This is a genomic window from Fictibacillus sp. NRS-1165, from assembly GCF_050468105.1.
Classification (GTDB): domain Bacteria; phylum Bacillota; class Bacilli; order Bacillales; family Fictibacillaceae; genus Fictibacillus_C; species Fictibacillus_C terrinigri.
In genome coordinates, this window is the sequence record NZ_JBDPNU010000019.1 from 218,493 (window position 1) to 233,873 (window position 15,381).

A 15,381-nucleotide genomic window follows, 5' to 3' on the forward strand; every position below is an offset into this window, starting at 1 on the left:
AATCTATAAAACTTTTTTAAATATAAGGGATAAAAAGAGAGATTTCGGGAATGATAGTAGTACCCCCTTTTTTATATATCTTTTTGTCCCCCGCTTCCTATGAGGCGGCCTTTTTTTTGTCTAATTGTTACGGCCATTGAAAGGATTTTCCATATATAAATAGTGCAAAAGTAACATGTAATTATATTGTAATAATTTATACTAATATAAGGAAAACTAAAATATTTAAGGAGGAAAGAATGAAAAAGATTCTATTAAGCTTGCTGGCTGTTCTCTTGGCCTTTTATTTTGTGCCTGCAAACGCATTTGCAGCGGTAAAGGATGCGGATCTGACAGCGTATTTAGAACATATCAGCAAAGAACGAGGCTATGAAATTAGCAATGAGGATTACACGCATTACCTGTCCGACTACGTTGAGATGGATCTGTCAGACTTTGAGGACATCAATGAATTAAAGGAAAACTTAGGGCCAGTAATCAAAAGCGACAACAGCAACCTTGATGAAATCTATACAGATTTCGACTTGGACGAGCAGCAGCTTAAGGATCTTTTAGCGAGGAACGGAGAGGCGATCGAGGATTATATTTATGTAGATGACCTGTATTTTACCGTTATGCAACTAGAGGAGCCGGTAGAAGAAATGCCTGATTTTGAAGAAATTCAAAAAGAAATTGAAGGGGCTTTGGCAGAGGTGGATCTTACTCATGCCGAGATTCAAAACCTGCAGGACCATCTGATGTCCATTGAAAAGGACCTTAACTCCCCAGACACAGAAAAAAGGCTGGAGTCCATCGCTGAACGCATGATGAGCATCAACCCTGAGAAAGCAACCAAAGCTCAGATTCAGGAAGTGGGAACAGCATTTGAAGAGCTTATGTCGATTTTCCAAATGAAAGCCAGCTTCTTCATTGTCGACGGCAGCAAGAAAACGCCGGTATCTGCAGGAGAGCTGATGCAGATGGAAGTATTGGACGGAGATTATCTTCTGATCCAATTGTTCGACTTGAACGGAAAATTGCTTGCTGACTTGAAAATCACATCAGATATAGTTAAAAACAGTGCACAAACAGTAAACAAGGTCACCCAAACCGTGAAACAGGAAGTGAAATTGTCCGCGCCGGCGCCGGTGGCTAAAAAGCAAAAGCCAAGAACCGTAACTGGCGGAAAACTGCCTGAAACGGCTTCCAACCACCTTGACTTGGCACTTGCCGGTTTAGCGATTGCCGGAGCGGGGCAATTCCTTTATAGAAGAGCAAGGATGTCCTAATGGATCGAAGACGGAAAGAAGGAGGAAGACGGCCCAAAAAGGCTGTTCTTCTTTCTTTTTCAATTGTCATCATTGTCATCGGCCTTGGAATATTTTCGAAAAATATGATCGGCTACACTCGAGGTTATTTTGCCGGTGAAAAAGTAGAGTCAAAAGCACTGCACGAACCTGAAAAAAAACAGGCAAAAAAATACGAGGAAGAACGTGAAGCGCCTCTTTATGCTAACCGGCCGGCGATCGGTGAAAAGATGGGCACACTCTACATTCCGAAACTTGAAGCCAAACTGCCAATTTATCACGGTACCAATGAAGATGAACTTGAAAAGGGAGTCGGCCACTTTAAAGACAGCGTTCTTCCTGGTGAAAAGGACAACTCTGTTCTCTCCGGCCACCGTGACACCGTGTTCCGCAGCCTCGGAAAAGTAGGAAAAGGCGACAGGCTGGAAGTGGCCACATCAGCAGGAACCTTTACGTATAAAATAAGGAAGGTGCGCATCGTCGATAAAAATGACCGCACGGTGATCGTCCCAAAACCGCGTGCAGTGCTAACGGTCAGTACGTGCTATCCGTTCAATTATATCGGTGCAGCTCCAAAGCGATATATATTGGAAGCTTTTCTGATCTCATCAGAACGATCGAAAAAATAGGAAAAAACGGCGGAGGGAGGAATAATTTCCCTTCGTTTTTGTTTTGTCGTTCTGCGAAAAACTCTGGTACAGTAAACATAGACATCAAGTTTTTTAACAGACATGAGGAGGAATAACGTGGTGAATATAAGAGAGGCGCTTCTTCGCGATTTGCCGGCAATCTTGGACATATATAATGATGCGATAAAAACGCTGACGGCTACATTTGATTTAGAAGAGCAAACACTAGAAGAAAGAAAGGTTTGGTTTGAAAAATACGGCGCCGGTTATCCGCTGATTGTTGCGAAACTGGACGGCAAAGTGGCGGGATACAGCTGTCTTAGCCCGTTCAGAGATAAAGCGGCGTATTCCCGCACGGTTGAATTATCATTATACATATCTTCTGAATTCCGCGGCAAAGGAATCGGCAACGCCTTAATGGAAGATATTTTGAAAAGAGCGGCCGATCTTGGCTATCATACGGTGATCAGCAGCATTACAGGCGGGAACGAAGCGAGTGTGAAACTTCATAAAAAGTTTGGCTTTGAATTTGCCGGCAACTTTAAAGAAGTAGGCTACAAATTCAATGAGTGGCAGGATGTCCACTTCTACCAGCTCATGCTGAACACTGAAAAAACGAAGGGATAGGGTTTCCCTTCGTTTTTTTTGATGGCTTTGTGTGCCGAAGCGCAAGTAAATAGGGTTCTGGCCAGCATGCTGGCTCTGTTACTGCTGATTAACAATATCCTTCAGCTTATTCTGCCATTTATTATCATCCAAAATGATCTGGAAGGAGATCCTGCGGTTCTTCTGCAGGGCTGCAGCGGAGTTTCCCTTGGCGATCGGTTTATATTCACTGTAGCCTGTGGCAGCCAGATACTGGGCGTAAGGAAGGCGGGCAAGCTTGGGATTGGCTTGTGCAAGATATTTTACGACCGCTACTGCTCGCTCGGTGGACAAGGACCAGTTATCATAAGGCACCGAATCAGTATGGCCTTCCACCAGAATAATATAAAGATATTTACTCATATCCTTCTCGTCTATGATGGCGGCGAGTGAGTCGGCCAAAGGCTTCAGCACCTTCTTGCCCTGTGCACTGACTTCGGCGCTCCCCGTATCGAATAAAATGTTTCCTTCTACAGATATCGTATTGTTCGGACCGCGGACCACTTTATCTTTTCCTACATTCTGTTGAAGCTGTTTTTCAATCAAGTCGGAAATGTGTTTTTTAACATCTGCGACCTGACGCAGCTCATTTTTAATCTGGGACTGGTCATAGGCATTATAAATACTCTGGACGTATGCGAGTATGGCGATGAAGATCATGATGAGTACCATCATGGCCATCATGTCCGTAAAACTGGGCCAATAGATTTCTTCCTGATGCTGTTCGGCAAACACATCTTTACGCGCACGCAAGGCACATCACCGCCTTTTACTGTCATGCGAACTGATCAGCCTCGAATCATGGTCCCGCTCACGAGAGTCATAGACTGTCTGATGCTCCACGGCTGCCTGATACATGCGCTGAAGAAGATGATACATGTCGCCAAGGGTCCGGCTGCTGCTATTAAAGTCTCGGGAAAGCCCGTCGAAAAGATTTTCCAGTGTACGGGCAAGATCTCTCATATCGTCTCCCCGATGCGGACCGGATTGCTGGCTGAGCTGCCGTTCCCTCTCCAGCACATTTCGGATCTGCTCGACAAAATCACGCTTCATATGTTCGACAGCATTGTAGAAGACCTTTTCAAGCTGCTGGACGGAAGATGCAAAATCTGCCGCAGCTCTGCCGTATTCCCCTTGTTTTTCGGAGTAGCGGTAATACCATTCCTCCTGTTTTTGGCCCAGCCGGCTCTCCAGTGCGTCATGCTGGTTGGCATAGTGCTGCAGCTGCTCTTGAAGAGCCCGTGCCATGTTTCCGGCGAATTCTTCCGAGCGTCGCTGTGATTCAGCCAGCACTTTATCTGACCGCTGAATCAGAAGTTCAAAGGTTTGCTGTCCTGCATTCTGGCGGTCTGCGCTTTTTTGCAGCTGCTGCTCGAATGAATTGATCTGGGCGGTCAGCACGGAAATGCTTTGGTCGACCGCTTTATGCATGGTATCCTGCTTTTCGATCGTTTTATGAAACTGGACGCCGAACTGTTCAAGGGTAGATGCAGAAGCCGCAAATGACTCGGTGTGCAGCCGCTGTGCCTCTAATATGCCTTTGACGTCCTCCATGGCGGTTTTTAAACCGGCAGTAAATTCAGTCATCGATTTGCCAAAATGACCTACGCTTCTTTCAAAGCTCTCCTCCACTTTCGTTGCGAGGCGGTCAAGCAGCCGTTCAGCCGAGTCATGGGGCTTTTCTTGCAGCAGAAGACTGTTAAATGTGTGGTCAAGGTAAACTTCGCAATCTGACATGACCTTGCCCTGCAGGTACGTAAGGGAAGCTCCTCTGGACAAAAATCCCGCCTGAAGGATGTTGAGGATAAGGGATCCTCCGATCCCGGCGATACTTGTAATAAAAGCGACGCTCATTCCCTCAAATGGAGCGGTCAGGGATGAGATGATGGAGTTCATGGTCATACTCGGCCCGGCGGCAGAACTTGCGAGCCTGAAGAGCGTATCCTGCATGGAAAGCAGGGATAGGGTGAGGCCAATAAAAGTGCCGAGCACACCCAGGATAATCGTAAAGGCGGGCAGCTGCTGAAGAACCTTTTGAATATTCCCAACAGGGACGCGCAGCAGTCCAAGAAGAGGAATCCGTTCCTGATAAAGGTGCTTTTCGATCAATGCCTGTGTATTTAAGGAAGAAACACCTGAGAGATGATACTGCCTGTAATCTGCGCATACTCGCTGAATCCAGCGGGAACGGGGCTGTGCAGCTCCCTGCGATTCCAGCTCCTGCAGCTCTCTCATCCACACCCTCAGGCGGTAACCTGTCTGGGCATATCCGACCAATCCGGTTAACACAAGAAAACCAATCAACCCCACAACGGCCATCGTCAATGAATCCATGCTGTCCAATCCCCCCGTTTCCATACAAGCATATGAGGTGCCAGGCACCCCTATTACACAAGTATGTAACGCTCGGTGCCAGGCACCGAGCTAAAAAAATAAATTACGATTTCTGAATAATGGAATTAAACTAAAAATATGGAAATTTCAGTTTGATAGGCAACAGGATCATTCACCCAGGAAAATCTATACACAGAAAAGGGGAAACTGGATGAAGAAACGGATTGCGTTGATGACAGCATTTATCATGACGTTTTCCAACCTGGCTTATGCCCAGGGGGACTTGCCGTCTCAAAGCAAGGCAGCGGGAACAAAGCCACTGGGCCTTGATTTGAAAAAACTGCCTCAAGAAGAGAAGTACGGAAAAAATGAGAAGGTTCGTGTGGTCGTAGAACTTGATCAAAAACCAGCAATTCAGTACGCACAGGCCCAAAACAAGCGCTACAGTGCTCTGAGCACAGGCGAAAAAACGTCGCTCAACAAAAAACTGGCGAGTGAACAAAAAGAAGTGAAAGAAGACATCGCGAAGGAAGACATCACGGTATCGTATAAGGAAAGCTTTACAACCGTACTTAACGGCTTCAGCGGCGAAGTCAAATATAGCGATATTAAAGATATTGAAAAACTTGATGGTGTAAAAGAGGTACATATTGCGCATGAGTATAAGCGTCCCGAATCAATCAAAGGGGACAAGCCGAACATGCTGTACAGCAAGGATATCGTCAATGCGAAGCAAACATGGCAGGACTATGGCTATAAAGGAGAAGGAACAATCGTGGCGGTCATCGACACAGGCATCGATCCTTCTCATAAGGACATGGTGCTCAGCCCTGATACAAAGGTAAAGCTGACACCGGGGAAAGTGAACAGCATCAAAGACTCAAAAGGACTTAAAGGCAACTATTTCACAGAAAAAGTACCGTATGGATACAACTATGCGGACCATGACAAAGAAATCCGCGATCTTGGACCAGATGCTTCCATGCACGGCATGCATGTTTCGGGAATCGTCGGTGCCAACGGGGACGAAGACAATGGCGGAATTAAAGGGGTAGCTCCTGAAGCACAGCTTTTGGCGCTTAAAGTATTCGGAAACGACCCTGGAATGCCGTCCACGTTCAGTGATATTTACATTAAAGCGATCGACGATGCGATTGCCCTCGGCGCTGATGTGATCAACATGAGCCTTGGATCTACTGCCGCTTTCGTTCAGCACGATGACCCTGAAGAAAAAGCGATCCAAAATGCGACAAACAATGGTATTCTTTGTGCCATATCTGCAGGAAACTCTGCTTACGCAGGACATGGTGCCGGCAATCCTTATCCATCCAACCCGGATACAGGAGTGGTTGGTTCCCCTGGATTGATCGGACAAGCTCTTCAGGTCGCTTCCCTTGAGAACACCAAGCTTACACTCGAAGGGATGAACTTAAAGGCAGACAGAGCGGATATGGGGTACATTGCCTACCAAAAGCAGGATTCTCCAAATCCGATTGACACGTTTGAAAAAGATAAAATGGAAGTAGTGTACGCCGGTGACGGAAGCCCTGCCAACTATACTGGAAAAGACGTTAAGGGAAAAGTCGTTTTCGTTGTCCGAAACGGAGATTTCAACTACTCGATGATTCAGAAAGAAGCTGAAAAACAAGGCGCTGCAGGTGTGATTATCCGCGGCAGGGTAGATCATGGCGATTACGTCAGCATGGCCCTTAACAAACCGACGATCCCTATCGTTTCTCTAAGCATTGCAGACGGCGACCAGCTTGAAGCAAAGGCGAAAGAAGGCAAGAAACTGGAAGTCATTTTTGACGGCAAAGCCGTTTCAACAAATAACCCGACGGCTGGAGAAATGTCTGATTTCAGTTCTTGGGGCGTAACACCGAACCTTGACTTTAAACCAGAGATCACGGCACCAGGCGGAAAAATTTATTCTACGCTTAACGACAACCAATATGGCGTTAAAAGTGGTACTTCCATGGCTGCTCCGCATGTTGCCGGCGGTGCTGCACTCGTGATGGAAAGAATCGACAAGGATTTCAGAGTTAAAGGGGCAGCACGCGTTAAACTCGCGAAAAATATTCTAATGAACACTTCAAGGCCGCAAACGGACCATGGCTTGTTCAATACTGAGAGCCAGACTGGAAACTACTATTCTCCACGCCTTGAGGGTGCAGGGGTAATGGACCTTCATGCAGCAATGAAAACTCCTGTAGTGGTAACCGAATCAAAGTCAGGTGAAGGAAAAGCCGCTGTAAAAGAGGTTGGCGATAAATTTACCTTTACGTTAAATCTTAAAAACTACAGCACGAAGGACGTAACTTACAAGCTTGCCGGAACGGTTCAAACGGACCTTGCTCTTCTTAACATGAACCTCCTTGAAGCTGACGGCATCTTTAAAAATGGAACAAGAGATTCAGAGGATCCGAATAAAGGAACATTCCCAATTTCTTTTACTTCCGGTTCCAAAAAAGCAAGCAGCATTACGATTAAAGCGAAAGGCACAGCCACTGTAAATGTTACGGTCGATCTTAAAGATACGGTAGATTGGGCAAATGACATGCCGCTTGATAAAATCTTCAAAAACGGCTACTTTGTTGAAGGTTTTGTAAGATTAATAGATGCGGGCAGTAAGCACCCCGAACTAAGTGTTCCTTACGTGGGTTTCCATGGAAAATGGGACAAAGCACCGATCATCGATGCTCCTGTATACGATGACAACACGTTCTATGGAGTGACGGGACTCGTTGCTGAAGTCAACGAAGACTTTGAATTCCTTGGAAGTGATGCATCGAAAAAAAATGTGCTGAAAGATAAAGTTTCCTTCTCTCCAGATGGAGACGGTCTCTATGATGAAGCTTTCCCTGTGCTTTCCTTCCTAAGAAACGCGAAAAAAGTAGAATACTCGATTCTTGACCGAAATAAAATATCACTCCGCAAATTGGATACACAAGACGATGTTGTGAAGAACTATTATGACAACGGTGATGACCCTGGTTATACTCCTGTCACGGAGGCTGCTTGGGATGGATCGGTCAATGGTTCTAAAGTAAAAGACGGATTGTACTACTACCAAGTAAGTTCAGTGGTTGACTACCCGAAAGCAAAATGGCAAAAGGCATTGTTCCCTGTGTATGTCGATACGAAGGATCCTGCAGTGACTGCCAAATGGAACGCGGATAATGACACGCTTTCATGGACGGCTGGCGACCAGGGAACAGGCGTAGCCTACTACGATGTTTTAGTGAACGGAAAAAGCGTTCTTTCCAAGCCGCTTGATTCTTCTGCCAGCGAATATAAGCTGAATGACCTCCCTAGCCGTGCAAAAGTGGTCCTTGCTGCTTACGATTATGCAGGAAACTCAGTGATGAAAAATGTCAATATGAGCGGGAAAGATACTAGTGTTCCTAGTGTTTCTGTAGATTCTCCCGAAGCCTTAAGCATCACTTCTTCCAAGACAGTGACTGTAACCGGACATGTCACGGATGAATCTGGTATTAAGTCATTCATGATCGACGGCAAACCTGTAAAGCTTGTATGGAATGCAGCAAAACAGCAGTACGACTTCAGCAAAAAAATTACCTATACTTCGGATAATATTCAATCGTTTAAGGTTGAAGCGATCGATAAAAGCGGAAATCGAGTGGCCTTCAGCCGCAAGGTGATTGTCGACTCCACGCTTCCGACGATAAAAGTTGATGCACCAAAAACCGTTTCAAGCAAAACGAAAACAGCAACTCTCAACATTACGCTTGCAGACAACTATGATGAGATGCGCTTCTTCGTAAACGACAATGCGGCATACCGCCATTACTTTAAAGAGCCGTTTGCAAAGAGAGCATTAACGAAAAAAATCAGCCAAAAAGTTTCCCTGAAAAAAGGTAAAAACACCGTTCATCTTGAACTGACAGACCTTGGCGGAAACACGGTTGAGAAGAACGTAACGATCACAAAGAAATAACAAAAAAAGGTGCCAGAGCCCTGATTCCTTTCAGGGTGCCTGGCACCTTTTTTTGTTCACTGAAACAATTCAACGAGCAGCAGGGCAACAGCCCCGATTGCCGTTGCTTTGTTCCCCAGCATAGACAGCCTGATATCGGTGTGCTTTGCCGCTTCAGTCAACACCTTCTTTTGAACCGTTTCCTTCAAACTGTCCATAACGAAGTGCCCTGCATTGGAGACACCTCCGCCTATAATGATCGTTTTTGGGTTCATAAGGTGGATCAAGTTTGTCAGCCCGATCCCCAGGTAGATCCCGGTTGACTTCAGCACGTGAATGCAGAGTTCATCTCCTTGGAGTGCTCCTTCGAATACCATTTTTCCGTCAATCTTCTCCAGATCATGATCGGCCATCTCGCGCAAAAGGCTGTCTCTTCCAATGGCTACTTCTTTTTGTGCCTTTTCTGCAATAGCAGGCCCGGCTGCCAGTGTTTGAAGACATCCGTAATTGCCGCAGGTACATTGCCTGCCGCCGATATCGATCGTCATGTGCCCGATTTCTCCGGCTATAAAATTTTCGCCGTGAAATAGCTTGCCATCTACCACAATCCCTGCTCCGATGCCGTTCCCGACGTTAACGACGACTACACTTTCCGCTCCGTTTCCGTTCCCGAACCAAACCTCGCCAAGTGCAAGCGCCTTCGCATCATTTTCGACTTTAACTGTACGGCTGAACCGGTTCTCTAGTTCCTCTTTTATCGGGATATTTCTCAGATTCAGGTTTGGTGCATAGAGTGATAGGCCCTGCTCCGCGTCCACTACTCCGTGCATCCCTACACCGATGCCGATAACTTTGTCTTCTTCTCCCTTATACTGGTCCATAATCTGTTGAATTTCTGCTTTCATGATGTCGAGCAGCTCAGCATTTGTGAGCGGACTGAATAACACTCTCTCCTGGAACACCAGAACTTTGCCATTCAAATCTGTCATGACGGTTTTAATGTCCTTGGGGCCAACATCCAGCCCGATGACATAGAAACTGTCATCATTAATGACCAGCATGGTAGGTTTCCGTCCGCCCTTGGATTCACCCTGTACACTCTCCTTAATCAAATCTGATTCGATCAGTTCCTTAACGATTGAACTGACTGTAGGCGGTGTCAGCTTTGTATCCTTGGCGATCTGGGCTCGGGAAATAGGCCCTTCCAGACGGATTTTATTCAAAATTATGTTCCGGTTTAATGATTTCATCAATTGAAACGTGCCGCGCTGCATGAAAACACCTCAAGTTAATTTAATTAATTAATTTACATTATACCTTTATTTTTTTCTTCTGAACAGAAGTCTTCTGACTTTCGACGATCCGTATAATAGGATAAAATGTTAATCAAATCGTTTTGAATGCCTCTTTCAGGTGTGGAAAGGACCGAAAATGCATGAAGGTAACCAGCTTGGATCACTTTGTTTTAACAGTAAAGGATCTAACCAGGACATGTGATTTTTACAATGATGTATTAGGGATGAAGACGATCCATTTTCAACAGAACAGAAAAGCCCTGATATTCGGCAGCCAAAAAATTAACCTGCATGAAGCGGGAAAAGAGTTTGAGCCTAAAGCTGATGCACCCACCCCGGGATCAGCTGATCTCTGCTTTATTACCGAACTCCCTTTAATTGCTGTACTTGAACATTTTCAAAAGAAAGGTGTCCCGGTGATCGAGGGGCCAGTCAAGAGAACAGGAGCGCTGGGCCCTATTACATCCCTTTATATTAGAGATCCGGATGGCAACTTGGTCGAAATCTCAAACTATACAAAGGATACAGAATAAAACATTGTTTTTAGCCAGCCATTCTCCCTCCTCTGGGCAGCTGTTTTTAATTTTTTTAAAAGATTATTAAAACTGGCGAAAAGGGTTTGCAAAAAGGATAGACTATGTTAATCTGGATAAAACTTAATAATTTAATTTAATAAAGTATACTGCAGGATATAGTGAAGGCGGTTACAGGGAGGAAGTTGAATAGCAGGAAGCACGCGAGTATGCAGATGGCAGTAACGGACAGTGGTTACAGCACGAAGGGCAAGGTACCTTAATAATTGGGATGTTTTCCGGCTTTAGGGTTTGACTCGGATTTTTGCGGTTCCAACTATGATTTTGTTCGCATCCACACTCCGATGATCATGCTTTGTTGAAATTCTTTTCCGCGTAAAAGCTACAGATGGCAGCAGTATTAATTAATTAAATTAATAAATTGAAAAGACAGGGGGCGCTCGTATGGCCGAGCTACGATATAATCCTTTATTAAAAGACTGGACAATGGTGGCTGCGAGCCGGCAGAACAGGCCGCACATGCCAAAGGACTTTTGCCCGTTTTGCCCTGGTTCAGGAAAGGTGCCTGATGAATACGAAGTTCATCTTTATCACAATGATTTTCCCGTCCTATCATCCAATCCGCCCAAGCCGGATGATGTAGGAGGAGGGTTGTATCAAACGAGAGAAGCCTACGGAAAATGCGAGGTGGTACTGTATTCTCCGGGTCATTATGACACGATTCCTGACTTATCACCCAACCATATGAAGAAATTGATGGATCTATGGACCGAAACGTTCGCCAAATTGGATCAAGATCCAAACCATGAGTATGTCATGATTTTTGAAAACCGCGGAGAAGAAGTCGGTGTTACGATGCCTCATCCGCATGGGCAGGTGTACGCCTATCCTTTTATTCCTTTAAAAGTAAAAACAGAGCTAGAAGCCTGCAAAGAGTATTTTGTGGAAAAACAAAGGAACCTATTTGATGACATGATTGCGGAAGAAAAGAGGTTTGGGGAGCGTGTCCTTTTGGAGAGTGAGCATTTTATTGCGTTCATTCCTTTCTTTACGGACTATCCGTACGGAGCTTACATTGTCAGCAAAGAAGGAAAGACGGCCATGACTGAATTTGGTGAAGAAGAAAAACAAGAGCTGGGAAACATGCTTCAAGAGATGGTTGGCGGCATGGATCAAATCTATGACAAGCTCTTTCCTTACATGATGGTCATGCATCAGCGCCCGTCGAACTCTGATGATTCATATGAGGATTTTTATCGTTTTCACATTGAGTTCTATCCTCCACTCCGTGCTCATGACAAATTAAAGTTTAATTCATCCTCTGAAACAGGCGGGTGGGCAGCAGCCAATCCGACAAAGGTGGAAGAAAATGCAGAAATTTTGCGTCAATGTATCAAACGCTACAGCAATAAATAAGGAGGAATAAGCGTGGAGAACCGATGTGTGGAACAGTTTAAAAGATATTTTCCGGGAAATAACGACAACGTACGACTTTTCTTTGCTCCTGGACGCATAAATTTGATCGGGGAACATACCGATTATAATGGCGGCTTCGTATTTCCTGCTGCATTAACCATTGGAACGTACATGGCCATTCGGCAGAGAAACGATTGCGTATATCGTTTGAAGAGTGAAACCTTCCCATTGGAGGTCTCTGTCGATACAAAACAGCCCATTGTCTATGACGAGGCGGATGACTGGGCAAATTACCCGAAAGGTATACTTCACCAATTGCAGAAGCTGGGTATCCCGCTATCAGGAGCTGACATTTTATACGCGGGCAATATTCCAAATGGAGCAGGCCTTTCTTCTTCGGCATCGATTGGCATGGTCAGCGCGCTAGGTTTCTCAGTATTGGAAAAAGAGGAGCTGCCCATGCTTGAGCTCGCCAAGCTGTGCCAGCGTATGGAAAATCAATTTATCGGCGTAAACAGCGGTATTATGGATCAGTTTGCGGTCGGGTTCGGAAAGAAGGACCATGCGGTTTTTCTCGATTGCAAGAACCATGAATTCGAATTGATTCCTCTTGAGATCGAAGGGCACAAGCTGGTCATTACAAACACAAACAAAAGAAGAGGGCTTGCAGACTCGAAGTACAATGAACGAAGAACACAGTGCGAACAAGGTCTCGATATTATCCAGAAGTATGCAGACGGCGTAACCTCTCTCGGTGAACTGACGTCCCGTCAGTTTAAAAAGGTGGAAGCACACCTCGCTGACGAAACGATCCGAAAGCGTGTGCGCCATGTGGTTACAGAGGATGACCGTGTTCAAAAAGCTGTAGCAGCACTGGAGAATAAAGATTTGCATGCGTTTGGCTTGTATATGAAGGAGTCGCATTTGTCGCTTCGTGAAAATTATGAGGTGACGGGACCGGAGCTTGACGCACTGTTTGACATTCAGGAAAAGCAGCCAGGCTGCATAGGAACAAGAATGACAGGCGCAGGTTTTGGAGGATGCACCATTTCAATCGTGGAAGCCGGACAGGTTCAGGATTTTCAAAAGAATGTTGCCATCCAATACAAAGAACTGACAGGCTTAACACCAGACTTTTATGTGTGTGAAATTGGAGATGGAGTAAAAGAACTAGACGAGGTGAAAAGATAATGGCCATATTGGTAACTGGCGGGGCAGGTTATATCGGCAGCCATACCGTACTGTATCTGCTTGAAAAAGGTGAGGAAGTCATCGTGTTCGATAATCTGCAGAAAGGGCATCGGAAGGCTGTGATGAAGGATGTTCCGTTCTATGAAGGCGATCTGCATGACAGCTCCTTGCTGGACACTGTATTTTCAGAACATAACATTGAAGCGGCCATCCATTTTGCGGCCAACTCGCTTGTCGGCGAGAGTGTCAAAGACCCGATCTCCTATTATCGGAACAATGTGTCAGGTTCATTGAATCTAGTCGACCGCATGGTGAAAAATGGAGTGAAGAAGATTGTTTTCTCTTCTACTGCTGCGGTCTACGGAGAACCTGAAAACGTTCCTATCCAGGAAAGCGACCGTACGCAGCCCACCAATCCCTATGGAGAAACGAAACTGGCTATTGAAAGGCTCCTTCATTGGGCAGATCAGGCCTATGGGCTCAAATCCGTTGCTCTTCGGTATTTTAACGCGGCTGGCGCGGATCCAAAAGGAAGGATAGGAGAGGACCACACACCCGAGTCCCACCTTATCCCGATCATTCTTGAAGCTGCGCTTGGAAAACGGCCGCATGTTTCTGTTTTTGGAGAGGACTATGCTACAGAAGACGGCACCTGTGTTCGGGATTACATACATGTGATGGACTTGGCTGATGCTCACTATCGTGCACTGGAAAAGTTAAAGAGTACCAATGAAAGCTCGGTTTACAACCTCGGAAACGGCAAAGGATTCTCGGTAAAGCAAGTGATTGGCACATGCCGCAGCGTTACCGGACGGACAATCGAAGCTGTGGCTTCGCCGCGAAGGGCGGGCGATCCTGCGATTCTGATCGCGTCTTTTCAAAAAGCCAGAGACGAACTGGGCTGGATTCCGAAATACCCTAATCTGAATCAGATAGTGGAGCACGCTTGGAACTGGCACCTGAATCATCCAGACGGCTATGCCGATGGAGGTTCTGACGATGGCCTTAAATAAGATCAGAAAGATCATGAATGAAAATGGACTGGACGGGATGCTGCTCAGAAAACGAAATCACTTTTCATGGGTAACTGGAGGGCGCCAGAATCAAATCGTACTTAGCATCACAGAAGGTGTGGCTGATCTTGTTATTTTTGAAAACGAGATCTATGTGGTGACGACCAAGATGGAAGAAAGGCGCATAAAGGAAGAAGAGCTCGCGCATTTCCCGCATGAAGTGAAGGTCGTCGCTGATGAATGGTATAAGGGATCAGATCATCTCATTGCTGAACTTGGAAAAGGGAAAGTGATGGGGACGGATACGCCGTTTGAAGACTATGTTGACATGGCAGGGGCGCTAAGATCTGTACGTTCGATCCTGGATGAAACGGAAGCCGAACGTTACCGAAAGCTTTGTCAGGATGCAGCATGGTCCCTGGAATCTGTCTGCCGAAGGATCGAGCCTGGACAGACAGAATATGAAATTGCCGGAATGGTGGCAGAACAGGCCATATCGAAAGGAATCAGGCCTCAGGTCTTGCTTGTTGCGACGGACGAACGTATTTATTCCTACCGGCACCCTGTTCCAACCTCCAAAAAACTGAACAAGCATGCACTGCTCGTGATCTGTGGTGAACGCGGGGGGCTGGTCGCCAACCTTACGAGGGTGGTCCATTTCGGGCCGCTGCGGCAGGAGCTTGTTGACCATAAAGAAAAGCTCTCCCGCATTGATGCGGCATTTATCACATCCACAGTACCCGGTGCAACAGTGGGAGAAGTTTTCAAGAAGGGGATACATCAGTATGAGAATGAGGGTCATCCCGAAGATTGGAAACTTCTCCATCAAGGAGGGCCCACCGGTTATGACTCCAGAGAGTTCATCGCAACAATGGATTCAGAGACCAAGGTACAGGAACACATGGCGTTCACATGGAATCCGTCGCTTCCCGGTGTAAAGTCAGAAGACACGATCCTTATACATAAGGAGGGCGCTGAGATCTTAACGGAAACGGGAGAATGGCCCTGCATTGAAGTAACCTTCGGAGGCCAGAATCTGCGCCGGCCGGATATCCTTGTTCGTTAGAGAAGCATTTCGCACGTTTGATGAGCGCTTTACAGG

12 protein-coding genes are annotated in these 15,381 nt (G+C 46.0%); 9 read left to right on the forward strand and 3 right to left on the reverse strand.

All coding sequences use genetic code 11. From position 1 onward, the window contains the following. Positions 1-239: 239 nt before the first annotated feature. The 3 genes from ABHN01_RS08145 to ABHN01_RS08155 all read left to right on the forward strand — a co-directional run bounded on the left by ABHN01_RS08145 (position 240) and on the right by ABHN01_RS08155 (position 2,542). Positions 240-1,268, forward strand: a complete 1,029-nt coding sequence (locus ABHN01_RS08145) for a processed acidic surface protein (RefSeq protein WP_429875099.1) — start codon at positions 240-242, stop codon at positions 1,266-1,268. Further along, positions 1,268-1,915 carry a class D sortase gene (locus tag ABHN01_RS08150; RefSeq protein ID WP_429875100.1) on the forward strand — a complete coding sequence of 216 codons (648 nt, stop codon included), beginning with the start codon at positions 1,268-1,270 and terminating at the stop codon, positions 1,913-1,915. The genes ABHN01_RS08145 and ABHN01_RS08150 overlap by 1 nt, the downstream gene beginning before the upstream one ends. Before the next feature lie 117 nt (positions 1,916-2,032). Beyond that, positions 2,033-2,542, forward strand: a complete 510-nt coding sequence (locus ABHN01_RS08155; RefSeq protein WP_429875101.1) for an N-acetyltransferase family protein — start codon at positions 2,033-2,035, stop codon at positions 2,540-2,542. A 78-nt stretch (positions 2,543-2,620) separates the two neighbouring features. Here the strand turns inward: ABHN01_RS08155 and ABHN01_RS08160 are convergent, their stop codons facing one another. Continuing rightward, positions 2,621-3,313, reverse strand: coding sequence for an OmpA/MotB family protein (locus tag ABHN01_RS08160; protein ID WP_429875102.1), 693 nt, complete (start codon positions 3,311-3,313; stop codon positions 2,621-2,623). Positions 3,314-3,319: 6 nt separating this feature from the next. Next, positions 3,320-4,894, reverse strand: coding sequence for a hypothetical protein (locus tag ABHN01_RS08165; protein ID WP_429875103.1), 1,575 nt, complete (start codon positions 4,892-4,894; stop codon positions 3,320-3,322). A 211-nt stretch (positions 4,895-5,105) separates the two neighbouring features. Between ABHN01_RS08165 and ABHN01_RS08170 the strand changes: the two genes are divergently transcribed. Further along, complete coding sequence (locus ABHN01_RS08170; protein WP_429875104.1) at positions 5,106-8,852, forward strand: S8 family serine peptidase; 3,747 nt, start codon at positions 5,106-5,108, stop codon at positions 8,850-8,852. A 56-nt stretch (positions 8,853-8,908) separates the two neighbouring features. Here ABHN01_RS08170 and ABHN01_RS08175 read toward each other — a convergent pair whose 3' ends face one another. Next, the gene (locus tag ABHN01_RS08175; RefSeq protein ID WP_429875105.1) at positions 8,909-10,105 is read right to left on the reverse strand and encodes an ROK family transcriptional regulator; all 1,197 of its coding nucleotides are present in this window, start codon (positions 10,103-10,105) and stop codon (positions 8,909-8,911) included. A 161-nt stretch (positions 10,106-10,266) separates the two neighbouring features. On the opposite strand from ABHN01_RS08175, the gene ABHN01_RS08180 reads away from it, so the two are divergent. From ABHN01_RS08180 to ABHN01_RS08200, 5 genes are all read left to right on the forward strand, one after another. Next, on the forward strand, positions 10,267-10,659 hold the full coding sequence (locus ABHN01_RS08180) for a VOC family protein (RefSeq protein WP_290397802.1): 393 nt from the start codon (positions 10,267-10,269) through the stop codon (positions 10,657-10,659). A gap of 444 nt (positions 10,660-11,103) precedes the next feature. Continuing rightward, the gene (gene galT, locus ABHN01_RS08185; protein WP_429875106.1) at positions 11,104-12,075 is read left to right on the forward strand and encodes a galactose-1-phosphate uridylyltransferase; all 972 of its coding nucleotides are present in this window, start codon (positions 11,104-11,106) and stop codon (positions 12,073-12,075) included. Between the two features lie 12 nt (positions 12,076-12,087). Next, on the forward strand, positions 12,088-13,266 hold the full coding sequence (locus ABHN01_RS08190) for a galactokinase (RefSeq protein ID WP_429875107.1): 1,179 nt from the start codon (positions 12,088-12,090) through the stop codon (positions 13,264-13,266). Continuing rightward, positions 13,266-14,279 carry a UDP-glucose 4-epimerase GalE gene (gene galE, locus ABHN01_RS08195; protein ID WP_429875108.1) on the forward strand — a complete coding sequence of 338 codons (1,014 nt, stop codon included), beginning with the start codon at positions 13,266-13,268 and terminating at the stop codon, positions 14,277-14,279. Before ABHN01_RS08190 ends, galE begins: the two co-directional genes overlap by 1 nt. Continuing rightward, the gene (locus ABHN01_RS08200) at positions 14,266-15,345 is read left to right on the forward strand and encodes a M24 family metallopeptidase (RefSeq protein WP_429875109.1); all 1,080 of its coding nucleotides are present in this window, start codon (positions 14,266-14,268) and stop codon (positions 15,343-15,345) included. The genes galE and ABHN01_RS08200 overlap by 14 nt, the downstream gene beginning before the upstream one ends. The last annotated feature ends 36 nt before the right edge of the window (positions 15,346-15,381 follow it).